Source organism: Actinomadura sp. 9N215 (genome assembly GCF_044326345.1).
Lineage (GTDB): Bacteria > Actinomycetota > Actinomycetes > Streptosporangiales > Streptosporangiaceae > Spirillospora.
Map to the genome: position 1 here is coordinate 210678 of NZ_JBIRBA010000005.1, position 12753 is coordinate 223430.

The 12753-nt window shown below is 74.0% G+C and carries 9 protein-coding genes and 1 pseudogene; 7 read left to right on the forward strand and 3 right to left on the reverse strand.

All coding sequences use genetic code 11. The features are described 5' to 3' along the window. The first annotated feature begins 19 nt into the window (after window positions 1-19). Window positions 20-958: a phosphatase PAP2 family protein gene (locus ACH34T_RS11195; RefSeq protein WP_395991964.1), complete on the forward strand. Its 939-nt coding sequence runs from the start codon at window positions 20-22 to the stop codon at window positions 956-958. A gap of 26 nt (window positions 959-984) precedes the next feature. On the opposite strand, the pseudogene cphA reads toward ACH34T_RS11195, so the two are convergent. After that, window positions 985-3561 (reverse strand): annotated as a pseudogene (gene cphA / locus ACH34T_RS11200) (cyanophycin synthetase); the annotation flags it as partial. A gap of 1 nt (window position 3562) precedes the next feature. After that, entirely contained in the window at window positions 3563-4396 is an 834-nt protein-coding gene (locus tag ACH34T_RS11205; RefSeq protein WP_395991965.1) for a cyanophycinase, read from the reverse strand. Window positions 4397-4542: 146 nt separating this feature from the next. Between ACH34T_RS11205 and ACH34T_RS11210 the strand changes: the two genes are divergently transcribed. Next, window positions 4543-5169: a QsdR family transcriptional regulator gene (locus tag ACH34T_RS11210; protein WP_395991966.1), complete on the forward strand. Its 627-nt coding sequence runs from the start codon at window positions 4543-4545 to the stop codon at window positions 5167-5169. A 95-nt stretch (window positions 5170-5264) separates the two neighbouring features. Beyond that, entirely contained in the window at window positions 5265-6626 is a 1362-nt protein-coding gene (locus tag ACH34T_RS11215) for an ABC1 kinase family protein (protein WP_395991967.1), read from the forward strand. Between the two features lie 75 nt (window positions 6627-6701). Here the strand turns inward: ACH34T_RS11215 and ACH34T_RS11220 are convergent, their stop codons facing one another. Then, a complete protein-coding gene (locus ACH34T_RS11220) occupies window positions 6702-7547 on the reverse strand; it encodes a siderophore-interacting protein (protein ID WP_395991968.1) in 846 nt (281 codons plus the stop codon). 219 nt (window positions 7548-7766) lie between these two features. On the opposite strand from ACH34T_RS11220, the gene ACH34T_RS11225 reads away from it, so the two are divergent. From ACH34T_RS11225 to glpK, 4 genes are all read left to right on the forward strand, one after another. Beyond that, window positions 7767-8540, forward strand: coding sequence for a cyclase family protein (locus ACH34T_RS11225; protein WP_395991969.1), 774 nt, complete (start codon window positions 7767-7769; stop codon window positions 8538-8540). Further along, a complete protein-coding gene (locus tag ACH34T_RS11230) occupies window positions 8537-10243 on the forward strand; it encodes a thiamine pyrophosphate-binding protein (RefSeq protein WP_395991970.1) in 1707 nt (568 codons plus the stop codon). Before ACH34T_RS11225 ends, ACH34T_RS11230 begins: the two co-directional genes overlap by 4 nt. A 105-nt stretch (window positions 10244-10348) precedes the next feature. Further along, complete coding sequence (locus ACH34T_RS11235) at window positions 10349-11197, forward strand: MIP/aquaporin family protein (RefSeq protein WP_395991971.1); 849 nt, start codon at window positions 10349-10351, stop codon at window positions 11195-11197. A gap of 35 nt (window positions 11198-11232) precedes the next feature. Then, complete coding sequence (gene glpK, locus ACH34T_RS11240; RefSeq protein WP_395991972.1) at window positions 11233-12750, forward strand: glycerol kinase GlpK; 1518 nt, start codon at window positions 11233-11235, stop codon at window positions 12748-12750. Window positions 12751-12753: the final 3 nt, after the last annotated feature.

The following is a 12753-nucleotide window of genomic DNA, read 5'->3' on the forward strand; positions in this document are numbered from 1 at the left end:
CCTGAGCGAACGCCTCGGCTTGGCCGAACGCCTCCGCCTGGACGGGCGCGTTCAGCTGGGCGGGCGCCTTCGGCTCGGCGGGCGCCTGCGGCTCGGCGGGCGCCTGCGGCCGGGCGGGCAGGCCCGGCCCGGCGGACGGCGACGGCCGCGTCCGCGTCCGCGGCCCGTCCGGGAGCTGGTGCTGATCGCCGTCCTGTTCGGGCTCTACAAGCTCGGCCGGCTGTTCTCCAGCGACCGCGTCACGGACGCGTTCGGCAACGCCCGCGGCGTCTGGGACCTCGAACGGGCCCTGAACCTGCCGGACGAGGCCGCCGTCCAGCAAGGCATCCTCCACAGCGAAGCGCTCGTCCACGCCGCGAACGGCTACTACGCGTTCGTGCACTTCCCGGCGACCGTGCTGTTCCTGCTGTGGGTCTACCTGCGGCGGCCCGTCCACTACCGGTGGATCCGCCGGGTCCTGGTGGGCCTGACGGCCGCCGCGCTCGCGCTGCACCTGCTCGTGCCGCTGGCGCCGCCGCGCATGCTCCCGGCCACCGGGCTCATCGACACCGCCGCCCGGTTCGGGCCCGCCGTGTACGGCGCGCCGGAGAGCGACATGATCGCCAATCAGTACGCGGCGATGCCGTCGCTGCACATCGGGTGGGCGGCCGTGATCGCGCTCGGGCTCGTCGTCACGTCCCGGACGCGGTGGCGGTGGCTGTGGCTCCTGCATCCGGTCACGACCGTCGCGGTCGTCGTCGCCACCGCCAACCACTACTGGCTGGACGGGATCGTCGTCCTGGCGCTGCTGTCGGTCATCGTCCTGCTGCTGCGCCCGCCCGCTCCCGCGCCCGCGCCCGCGTCCAGCGATCCGGCCTCCGCGGCGAGCGATCCGGCCTCCGCGGCCAGCGAATCCGCGTCCGCGCCGGGCGACCCGGCGTCCGCGCCGAGCGTTTCGAGCAGTTCGACGACGGGCTGAAGCTTCTCGTACAGCAGCAGGACGGGCTCGCCCGGCTCCGCGATGTCCAGCGCCGAGGCCAGGGCCCCCTTCAGGTCGCCCGCCGGGTGCGTGCGCACGTCCGGGCGCCCTTCCCGCAGCCCCTGGACGATCAGCCGGGTCATCTCGCCGGAGCGGCGGCCCCGCAGGTCCTCGTCCTCGTAGACGACGACGCGGTCGAACGTCCCGGCAAGCGCACGCGCGGTCTCGCCGACCAGCTCGTCGGACCGGTCGCCCGGCAGCGTGACCGCGGCGACGCCCCCGCCGCCGCCCCAGCGCCGCTTGACGAACGCGCCCATCGCCGCGACCGCCGCCGGGTTGTGCGCGTAGTCGACCAGAACCGGATTGGCCCCGACCTGGTACACGCAGCCCCGGCCCGGGTTCCGCAGATGCGGGTCGAACGTGCGCAGCGCCCGCGCCACCACGTCCACCGGGACGTCGAGCGCGCGGGCCGCGGCCGCGGCGGCGAGCGCGTTGGCGACGACGTGGACGGCGTGCCCCCCGAACGATCCCGCCACCTCGTCCGCGGGCAGGAGCCGGGTCCGGCGGTCGCCGCGCGCCTCCGTCAGCCAGCCGTGCTGCACGTAGTAGCCGAGGCCGCCGTCCCGCAGATGGTCCACCAGGACGGGCGTGCCGGCGTCCACCGAGAAGTAGCGCAGCACCGGCGCCCGGCCCTTGACCGCGGGCCGGCCGGCCAGAGCCGCCGTGGCCGGGTCCCCGGCGTTGAGGACGAGGTGCCCGCCGCGCCGGATCTCCTCCGCGACCAGGGCCTTGATGTCGACCAGGTCCTCCAGGGCCTCGGTGGCGTCCACGCCGAGATGGTCGCGGGTGATGTTGGTGACGACGGCGACGTCGGCGCGGTCGTAGCCGAGGCCGCGCCGGACGATCCCGCCCCGCGCCGTCTCCAGCACCGCGGCCTCCACCGACCGGTCGCCGAGCACCATCTCCGCCGACCGCGGCCCGGACGCGTCCGAGAGGTGCACCAGCCGGCGCCCCACGTACACGCCTTCGGTGCTGGTCATGCCAGTGCGGCGCCCGTCGAGCTCCAGCATGTGCGCGATCATCCGGACGGTCGTGGTCTTGCCGTTCGTGCCCGTCACCGACACGACCGGGACCCGCGACGGCGTGCCCGCCGGGTACATCAGGTCGATGATGTCGCCGGCGACGTCGCGTCCCGTCCCCTCGTGCGGCGCCAGGTGCATGCGCAGGCCGGGCGCGGCGTTGACCTCCAGGATCCCGGCGGCGCGAGTGCCCGGCGCCGGGTCGGCGGGCACCGGGGAGCCGATGTCGGGCAGCCGCAGGTCGATGCCGCACACGTCCATGCCGACCGTCGCGGCGGCCCGGACGCACAGGTCGGCGACGTCGGCGTGGACGTGGCCGGTCACGTCCCGGCTGGTGCCGCCGGTGGACAGGTTCGCGTTGCGCCGCAGCCACACCCGCTCCCCGTCCGCCGGGACCGACCGCGGCCCGTGGTTCTGCCGCGCCAGCAGCGCCAGCTCCGTCGCGCCGAGCGCCAGCCGCGTCAGCGGCCGGTCATGGCCCTCGCCCCGCGCGGGGTCGGCGTTGACCCGCTCCACCAGCTCGGCGACCGTCGCGGCCCCGTCGCCGGTCACGCACGCCGCCGTCAGCTCGGCCGCCGCGACGACGCGTCCGCCGACGACCAGGACCCGGTAGTCCTTGCCCGGGATGTAGGACTCGACGAGCGCCTCGCCCTCGTCCCCGGCCGCCGACGCGAACGCCGCCACGACCTCCGGCGCGGTCGTCAGCTCGATGTGGACGCCCTCGCCCTGGTGGCCGGACAGCGGCTTGACCACCACCGGGCCGCCGATCTCGTGCAGCGCCTCCAGGGCCTCCGCCGCCGACGCCGCCACCCGCCCCTCGGGGACGGGGACGCCCGCGTCGGCGAGGACCCGGTGCGCGAGCCGCTTGTCGCCCGCGACCTCCATCCCGATCGCGGAGGTGCCGTCGGTCATCGCGGCCCACACCGTCCGCCGGTACCGGCCGTAACCGAGCCGCAGCAGGTTCAGGCCGCCGACGCGGCGGACCGGCACGCCCCGGCGCCGCGCCGCCCGCGCCAGCGCCGACGTGCTCACCCCGAGCCGCTCCTCCTCGTGGCCCGCGGCGATGCGGTCCAGGTCGGCGGACGGGTCCGGCACCCACCCGGCGAGCGCGCCGTTCACGATCCGCAGCGCCAGCGCGATCAGCCGCTCCACCACCGGGCTGCCGGACGGCTCGTCCCGCGGGCACTCCAGGATCACGTCGTACTCGGCGGGGCCGCCCGCGCGGACCGTCCGGCCGAAGAACACCTCCCGGCCGATCAGCCCGGACAGCTCAAGCGTCACGTGCTCGGTGACGTGGCCGAAATAGGTGCCGCGCGCCATCGCGGCCAGCAGCCCGCCCGGACGGCCCGCCGAGCAGTGATGCGTCGACAGGCCCGGCAGCGCCTCCACCAGCCGCTCGGCGAAGCCGGGATGGTCGGTCGTCTCGTGGCCGGTGAGGCCCTGCAGATCGAGCCGCGCGATCGCGACGGGACGGGACAGGAAGACGTTCGGGCCGCTCAGGCGGCGCACATGATCGAGCCGCACGCTAATCCTCCTCCGGCCCGCGCATGTTGCCGATCGCCGGGAGCTTGTCGTTCATCTGGAACGCGCATCCGGCCGGCAGCAGGTGCAGCGATACGTCGAGCATCGCCATCGGCTCGTCGTCCGAGGCGGCGTAGGCGATGGTGGACTGGCCGGCGTCCACGACCGTGACGACGCCCGTCCCGACGACGTCGAACTGGCCGTCGCCGACGACGATCGCCGTGTCCTCGTCGATGCCGACGCCCAGCAGCCGCGTGTCGAGCGCGATGCCGCTCATCAGCCTCGGCAGCCGTCCGCGCTCGTTGAAATGCATGTCGATCAGCACGTTGTCGAGCAGCGCGAGCCCCGGCCCGACCTTCACGCTGGACGCGGCGACCTCGTGGCCGTGCCCGCCCAGGATCATCCAGTGGCCCATGGCGGTGGCGCCGGCGCTCGTCCCGGCGATCACGAGGCCCTCCTGGTCGAGCCGCCGCTTCAGCAGCTCGTTGGTCTTCGAGCCCACCAGGGTCCGGATCCGCGACTGGTCGCCGCCGCTGAACAGTACGCCGGTCGCCGCGTCCAGGGCCCGCAGCGTCGCCGCGTCGTCGGCCGCGGCCCGGCCCAGCAGCCGCAGCTCCCGCACCGAGGTCACGCCGAGCCGCCCGAACACGGCGGTGTACTCGTCGGCGACCTCCTCCGGCACCTCGGTCGCCGTCGTCACGACCACGATCCGCGCGTCCTCGCCGCCCGCCAGCACGACGAACGTCTCCAGCGCCCCGGACCCGCAGGTCCGGTTCTCCGCCCCACCGATGATCAGCAGCCGGCCCTTGCGTCCGGCGCCCCCGAGTTTCTCTTTCACACCGGCTTGCTACCCCTGATAACTGCTGGTAGTCGCTCAATTGCGAAGAGCGCCCGGGGCCGCGCCGGAAGCCGCCCGGCGGCCGGCGGCCGGTGGTCCGCGCGTTCGGCCGGTGGAGCGTCCCGGGCCTGTGCCATGCTGTCCGGATGAGCGGCCGCCCCGTTCCACCGGACGCCCCCGCCCGGCCCCGGTCCGACCGTCCGGCCGGGCCCGCCATGGCGCTCGCCGCCGCGTCCGAGCACTACCTGCGCGGGGAGCCGATCGAGATGTCCGCGCTGGCCGCCGAGCTGGGCGTGGGCCGCGCCACGCTGTACCGGTGGGTCGGCAGCCGGGAGCGCCTCCTCGGCGCCGTCCTCGCGGAGATGACCGAGCGCACCTACCGCGTCGCCGCGCGCGGCGTCGGCGGCGCCGGCGCGGAGCGGATCATCAAGGTGCTCGACCGGTTCATGCGCGCCGTGGTGGACGCCGAGCCGCTGAAGGCGTTCACCGAGCGGGAGACCAGGCTGTTCATCCGGCTGGCCACCATGCCAGGCACCATCGAGGACCGCGCCGCCGAGCTGCTGACCGGGGAGCTGCAGGCGGAGATCGACCGTGGCGAGCTGAGCATCGCGCTGCCGACCAGGACGCTCGCGCAGGCGATCGTGCGCGTCGCCGACTCGTTCATGTACGCGCACTACCTGGGCGGGAACCGGCCGGAGATCGACCAGGCCCTGGAGGTCATCGAGCTGCTGCTGCGGCCGTGCGGGGAATCTTCGGGCCCTCCCGAACGCTGAATCTTTTGGGCGGGTAATGACCGTTTTGTGGCATTACCTCGCCGTGAGAGGCTGACAGGCATTGGACGCATCGTCGAACAAGGGACGGTCGGGCCGTGAGTGACATCCCCCGCCGCGCCGTGACGCGGACCGCCAAGCTGGCGTCCCTGCCGCTCGGCTTCGCCGGCCGCACCGCGCTCGGGTTCGGCAAGCGGACGTTCGGACGCCCCGCCGAGGCCGTCGCGCTCGAGGTCCAGCGCCGCACCGCCGACCAGCTGTTCGCCGTGCTCGGCGAGCTCAAGGGCGGCGCCATGAAGGTCGGCCAGCTGCTGTCGATCTTCGAGGCGGGGCTGCCCGAGGAGATCGCCGGGCCGTTCCGCGCCAGCCTGACCAGGCTGCAGGAGTCCGCGCCCCCGATGCCCGCCGCGACCACCCACCGCGTCCTCGCCGAAGGTCTCGGCGGCGACTGGCGCGACCTGTTCGACGCGTTCGACGACCGGCCCGCCGCCGCGGCGTCCATCGGGCAGGTCCACAAGGCGGTCTGGCACGACGGCCGGACGGTCGCCGTCAAGGTCCAGTACCCCGGCGCCGCGCAGGCCGTGATGAGCGACTTCAACCAGATCTCCCGCCTCAGCAGGCTCTTCACACCGCTGTTCCCCGGCGTCGAGGTCAAGCCCGTGATCGCGGACCTCAAGCGCCGGCTGGAGAAGGAGCTCGACTACGTCGACGAGGCCCGCGCCCAGACCGCCTTCCACGACGCCTACGACGGCGACCCCGACTTCGTCGTCCCCGCCGTGGTCGCCCAGTCGGGCAACGTGCTCGTCACCGAATGGCTGGACGGCACCCCGCTCGCCAAGGTCATCGCCGACGGCCCGCAGGACCGGCGCGACCGCGCGGGCCTGCTGCTGTTCCGCTTCCTGCTCTCCGGACCCGACCGCTGCGAGATGATCCACATCGACCCGCACCCGGGCAACTTCCGGCTGCTGGACGACGGCCGCCTCGGCGTCATGGACTTCGGCGGCGCCGCCCGCGTCCCCGCCGAGCTGCAGTGGTCGATCGGCCGCCTGCTGCGCATCGGCACGCTCGGCGACCCCGATGACATCGTCGACGCGCTGCGCGAGGAGGGCTTCCTCGCGCCGGACGCCGACGTCGACCCGGAGGAGGTCGCCGCGCTCGTCGCGCCGCACGCCGCCCCCTTCGCCGTGGAGCGCTTCCGCTACTCCCGCGAATGGCTGCGCGAGCAGACGGCCCGCGGGCTCGGCCTCGCGTCCGACATGCGTCCCGGCGCGCTCGCCCGCCAGTTCCGGCTGCCGCCCCAGTACCTGGCCGTCAGCCGTGCCTTGTCCGGATGCGGCGGCGTCCTCTGCCAGCTGGAGGCCGAGGGCGAGTTCCGCGCCGAGGCCGAACGCTGGCTCCCCGGCTTCGCCGCCGACGACGGCCCCCACCTCGACGACGACCAAACCCAGGCCACCGCCTGACGTCCCGAAACGGGCGGGGACGGCGGATTCGCGGCGACCGGAGCGAGTGCGGCGAGTGGAGGGCGCCGCCCGCTTTCAGGAGAGGGCCCGCGCCTCCTCTTCCTCCACCTGCTGGTTCCACTCGCGCTTGCTGGACTGCCAGCCGTCCTCGTCGCGGCCGCGCCGCCAGTACCCCGAGATGGACAGCCGCTCCATCGGCAGCCCCCGGTCGATCCGCAGGTGCCGCCGCAGCGCCTTGACGAAGGTGGCCTCGCCGTGGACGAACGCGTGCACCTCGCCGTCCGGGAACTCCAACTTCTGGACGGCGTCGACCAGCAGATCCCCCACACGGGCGCCGCCCCGGTGCAGCCAGACGATGTCCGCGTCGCCCGGGGTCGGCAGGTCCTGCTCCTCCTCGGGCCCGGCGACCTCGACGAACACGCGGACGGGCGCGTCCGCCGGGATCCGCTCCAGCGAGGCGGCGATCGCCGGCAGCGCGCTCTCGTCGCCGACCAGCAGGTGCCAGCCGGCGTCGGCGCGCGGCGCGTAGGCGCCGCCCGGCCCCATGAAGTGGATCTCCTCGCCGGGACGGACGCTCGCCGCCCACGGCCCCGCGATCCCCTTGTCGCCGTGGTGGACGAAGTCGATCGTCAGCTCGACGGCCTCGGGGTCCCACGCCCGGACGGTGTAGGTCCGCGTGGACGGCCAGTGCTCCCGCGGCAGCTCCGCGCGGATCCGCTCCATGTCGAACGGCTCGGGGTAGGCGACGCCCGGCCGCGTGAACAGCAGTTTCACGTAGTGGTCGGTGAACTCTCCCGCCCCGAACCCGGCGAGGTCCTCACCGCCGATGACCACGCGGATCATGTGCGGGGTGAGCCGCTCGGTGCGCAGCACCGTCCCCCGGTTCAGCCTGCGCCCCTTGCGCGCCGGTTCCGTCGCCATGCAGCCCTCCGATGCTCCCGATGACGATACTTAGGCAAGCCTAACCTGCCGCCCGTCCGGATTGTCCCACCGCGGTCCGGCGGGCCGGCGCGGCCGCCGGGCGCGCGGGTGAACAGGGGGTGGACGGCCTGCGCCGGGTGACCCTCCGAACAGGCGCATCTGCGGTACGTTCGTGGGGCCCGCGCGCCCCCGACGCCGCCCGCGCCGCACGGAGGAACGATGTCCGTTCTCGCCCAGTTGCTCACCGCCGTCGACGACGGCACGGTGGAGATCGTCGACCTGACCGCGCCGCTGTCGGAGCGCACGCCGATCCTCCAGCTGCCGGAGCCGTTCGCCAACACGGTGCCGTTCCGGCTCAAGGAGATCAGCCGGTACGACGACCGCGGCCCCGCCTGGTACTGGAACGACATCGAGACCGGCGAGCACGTCGGCACCCACTTCGACGCGCCCGTCCACTGGGCCACCGGACGCGACGGCGAGGACGTCGCGCGGGTCCCGCCCCGGCGGCTCGTCGCGCCCGCCGCGGTGCTGGACGCGTCCGCGCACGCCGCCGCCGATCCCGACTTCCTGCTGGAGATCGAGCACGTCCGGGCCTGGGAGGCGGCGCACGGCCCGCTGCCCGACGGCGGCTGGCTCCTCTACCGCACCGGCTGGGACGCCCTGTCCGGCGACCAGGACACCTTCCTCAACGCCGACCGGGACGGCCCCCACACGCCCGGGATCTCGCCCGAGTGCGCCCGGTGGCTCGCCGAGGAGACGCCCGTCCTCGGCCTCGGCGTGGAGACCGTCGGCACCGACGCCGGCGCCGCGCACGGGTTCGACCCGCCGTTCCCGTGCCACTCCTACTTCCTCGGCGCCGGCAAGTACGGCCTCACCCAGCTCCGCAACCTCGACCGGCTGCCCGCCCGCGGGGCCGTGCTGCTCGCCTCGCCGCTCCCGATCGTCGGCGGCTCCGGCAGCCCCGCCCGCGTGCTCGCGCTGATCGAGCGATGAACGTCGCGGAGGCCGTCGGCGGGGCCCTCGCGCGGCTCGGCGCCGACACCGTCTTCGGGGTCGTCGGCAGCGGCAACTTCCACGTCACCAACGCGATGATCGCGAACGGGGCCCGGTTCGTCGCCGCCCGGCACGAGGGCGGGGCCGCCACGATGGCCGACGCCTACGCGCGGGTCGGCGGCGGCCTCGGGGTGGTGTCGGTCCACCAGGGGCCCGGCCTCACCAACGCCCTCACCGGCATCGCGGAGGCCGCCAAGAGCCGCACGCCGCTGCTGGTCGTCGCGGGCGAGGTCGCCGCCGCCGCGGTCCGCTCCAACTTCCGCGTCGACCAGGCGGCGATCGCCGCGGCGGTCGGCGCCGTCCCCGAGCGCGTCCACTCCCCGCGGACCGCGCTGGCGGACGTGACACGCGCCTGCCGCACCGCGGTCGCCGAGCGCCGCACCGTCCTGCTCGGCCTGCCCCTGGACATCCAGGCCGCCGAGCACCCCGGCCCGGCGGGGCGGTCCGCGCCGTCCGGTCCGCGCTTCGCCCAGGTGCCGGCGCTGCCTGTGCCGCCCGCCGCCGCGATCTCCGGGCTGGCCGACGTCCTGCAGGCGGCGCGGCGGCCGGTGTTCATCGCCGGCCGGGGCGCGCGGCTGTCCGGCGCGGCCGGGCCGCTCCTGGAGCTGGCCGCGCGCTGCGGCGCGCTCACCGCGACGTCCGCCGTCGCCCGCGGCCTGTTCACCGGCGACCCCTTCGGCCTCGACGTCAGCGGCGGGTTCGCCACGCCCGCCGCCGCCGAGCTGATCGGCGGCGCCGACCTGATCGTGGGCTGGGGCTGCGCGCTGAACATGTGGACGACCCGGCACGGCGCGCTCATCGCGAAGGACGCGACGGTCGTGCAGGTCGACGTGGACGCCAGGGCGCTCGGCGCGCACCGCTCCGTCGACCTCGGCCTGATCGGCGACGCGGCCGAGACGGCGCGGGCCGTCGACGCCGAGCTGGAAGCCCGCGGGCACGCCGCGTCCGGCTACCGCACGCCCGACGTCGCGGAGCGGCTCGCCCGCGAGGGACGCTGGCAGGACGTCCCGTACGAGGAGCATCCCTCCGGCGACGACCAGCCAGGACAGGCCGGGGACGCCATCGGCGGGCCCCGCATCGACCCGCGCACCCTGACGATCGCCCTCGACCGGATGCTGCCCCCCGAACGCACCGTCGCCGTCGACTCCGGCAACTTCATGGGCTACCCCGCCATGTTCCTGGACGTCCCCGACGCCGACGGCCTGGTGTTCACCCAGGCGTTCCAGTCGGTCGGGCTCGGCCTCGCCACCGCCATCGGCGCCGCCGTCGCCCGCCCCGACCGGCTCACCGTCGCCGCGCTCGGCGACGGCGGCGCGCTGATGGCGGTCGCCGAGCTGGAGACGGCCGTCCGGCTGGGCCTCGGGCTGCTCGTGGTCGTCTACGACGACGAGGCGTACGGCGCCGAGCTGCACCACTTCGGGCCCGGCGGGCACCCCCTGGACACCGTCACGTTCCCGCCCGCCGACCTCGCCGCGATCGGGCGCGGGTTCGGCTGCGCCGCGGCGACCGTCCGCCGCCCCGGCGACCTCGCCGCCGTGGCGGACTGGCTCGCCGGCCCGCGCGACCGCCCGCTGGTCGTGGACGCCAAGATCACGCGCGGACGGCCCGCCTGGTGGCTGGAAGAGGCGTTCCTCGGTCACTGACCGTGTTTTTCTGACCACTCTTGGGAACCATGAGGTCATGGTCCGCCGGGCGACCCCGTGTTCGCGGCGACCATGCCTGCCGTCACACGCCCCGGAGGTAGAGAGATGACGCGAGGGCCGAAGGTTCCCCAGCTCGCCGCGGAGATGGCCGCGGAGTTCGCCGGGACGATGATCCTGATCCTGTTCGGCGTCGGCGTCGTCGCCCAGGCGGTCGCGGGCAGCGGCCTCGGCGATCCGCAGAGCCTCGGCGGCCACGACAGCATCGCCTGGGCCTGGGGCATCGGGGTGACCCTCGGCGTGTACGTGTCGGCGCGCCTGAGCGGCGGGCACATCAACCCGGCCGTCACCTTCGCGCTCGCGGTCTTCAAGGGCTTCCCGTGGCGCAAGGTGCTGCCGTTCTGGTTCGCGCAGGTGCTCGGCGCGTTCGCGGCGGCGCTGATCGTCCGGTGGAACTACAGCGAGATCCTGCAGAAGTTCGACCCCGGCCTGACGGTCAAGTCGCACCTCGTCTTCTCCACCCTGCCCGGCAACGGGACGCTGCCGATCGGGACGTGGGGAGCGTTCCGCGACCAGGTGATCGGGACCGCGATCCTGCTGTTCCTCGTCCTCGCCCTCACCGACCTGCGCAACGCGCCGCCGCTGGCGAACCTGGCGCCGCTCATCATCGGGCTCATCGTCGTGGCGATCGGGATGGCGTTCGGCTCCGCCGCCGGCTACGCGATCAACCCGGCCCGCGACCTCGGCCCCCGCCTCGCCCAATGGCTCACCGGCTATGGATCGGACGCATGGCGGGATCAGTACGGGGACCTGTACTTCTGGGTCCCCCTCGTCGCGCCGCTGATCGGCGCCGTGGTCGGCGCGGGCCTCTACATCCTGCTGATCGGACGCAACATCCCGCGCGACGGCGAGGAGACCCTGCCCACCGGGCCCGAGCCGGAGTACGACGTCACCTGACGGGGTCCGCCCCACACGCAGAAAGGGGAGAGCCCATGGCCGACTTCGTCGGAGCACTCGACCAGGGCACCACCAGCACCCGATTCATGATCTTCGACCACGGCGGCAGCGAGGTCGCCCGCCACCAGCTCGAACACGAGCAGATCCTGCCCCAGGCCGGATGGGTCGAGCACAACCCCACCGAGATCTGGGAACGCACCCGCGCCGCCATCCAGACCACCCTGAACAAGGCGCACCTGACGTACCGCGACCTGGCCGCGTTCGGGATCACCAACCAGCGTGAGACGACGGTGGTGTGGAACCGCCGGACCGGGCGCCCGTACTACAACGCGATCGTCTGGCAGGACACCCGCACCGACCGCATCGCCTCCGCCCTGGAACGCGACGGCAAGGGCGAGACGATCCGGCATCGCGCCGGGCTGCCGCCCGCGACGTACTTTTCCGGCGGCAAGATCCAGTGGATTCTGGAGAACGTCGACGGCGTCCGCGCGGCCGCCGAGAACGGCGAGGCGATCTTCGGGAACATCGACACGTGGGTGCTGTGGAACCTGACCGGCGGGACGGACGGCGGCGTCCACGTCACCGACCCCACCAACGCCAGCCGCACCATGCTGATGGACCTGGAGACCCTCACCTGGGACGACCAGCTCCTGTCGTTCTTCGGCATCCCCCGCCAGATGCTGCCGCAGATCAAACCGTCGTCCGCGCCTGAGCCGTACGGGACGACCCGGGCGGACGGCCCGCTGGGCGGCGAGGTCCCGCTGACCGGCATCCTGGGTGACCAGCAGGCGGCGACGGTGGGGCAGGTGTGCTTCGCGCCCGGCGAGGCCAAGAACACCTACGGCACCGGCAACTTCCTGCTGCTCAACACCGGTGAGGAACTGGTCAGGTCCTCGCAGGGCCTTCTGACGACGGTGTGCTACCAGTTCGGCCAGGAAAAGCCTGTGTACGCGTTGGAGGGGTCGATCGCGGTGACCGGGTCGGCGGTGCAATGGCTGCGCGACCAGCTCGGCATCATCTCCGGCGCCGCGCAAAGCGAAGCCCTCGCCCGGCAGGTCGACGACAACGGCGGCGTCTACTTCGTGCCCGCCTTCTCCGGCCTGTTCGCCCCCTACTGGCGCGCCGACGCACGCGGCGCCATCGTCGGCCTGTCCCGCTACAACACCAACGCCCACCTCGCCCGCGCCACCCTGGAAGCCATCTGCTACCAATCCCGCGACGTCGTCGAAGCCATGCGCGAAGACTCCGGCGTCGCCCTGGACGTCCTCAAAGTCGACGGCGGCGTCACCGCCAACGAACTGTGCATGCAACTCCAAGCCGACATCCTCGGCGTCCCCGTCTCCCGCCCCGTCGTCGCCGAAACCACCGCCCTGGGCGCCGCCTACGCCGCCGGCCTCGCCGTCGGCTTCTGGACCACCACCCAAGAACTCCGCAGGAATTGGAACGAAGACCGCCGCTGGGAACCCACCTGGACCGACGACCAACGCCACCACGGCTACGCCGGCTGGAAGAAGGCCGTCGAACGCACCTACGGCTGGGTCGACGTCGACTGACCG

Coding starts and splice junctions, on each gene's coding strand:
- ACH34T_RS11210 (WP_395991966.1), top strand. CDS start 4,543: ATGAGCGGCCGCCCCGTTCCACCGGACGCCCCCGCCCGGCCCCGGTCC.
- ACH34T_RS11220 (WP_395991968.1), bottom strand. CDS start 7,547: ATGGCGACGGAACCGGCGCGCAAGGGGCGCAGGCTGAACCGGGGGACG.
- ACH34T_RS11225 (WP_395991969.1), top strand. CDS start 7,767: ATGTCCGTTCTCGCCCAGTTGCTCACCGCCGTCGACGACGGCACGGTG.
- ACH34T_RS11230 (WP_395991970.1), top strand. CDS start 8,537: ATGAACGTCGCGGAGGCCGTCGGCGGGGCCCTCGCGCGGCTCGGCGCC.
- ACH34T_RS11235 (WP_395991971.1), top strand. CDS start 10,349: ATGACGCGAGGGCCGAAGGTTCCCCAGCTCGCCGCGGAGATGGCCGCG.
- glpK (WP_395991972.1), top strand. CDS start 11,233: ATGGCCGACTTCGTCGGAGCACTCGACCAGGGCACCACCAGCACCCGA.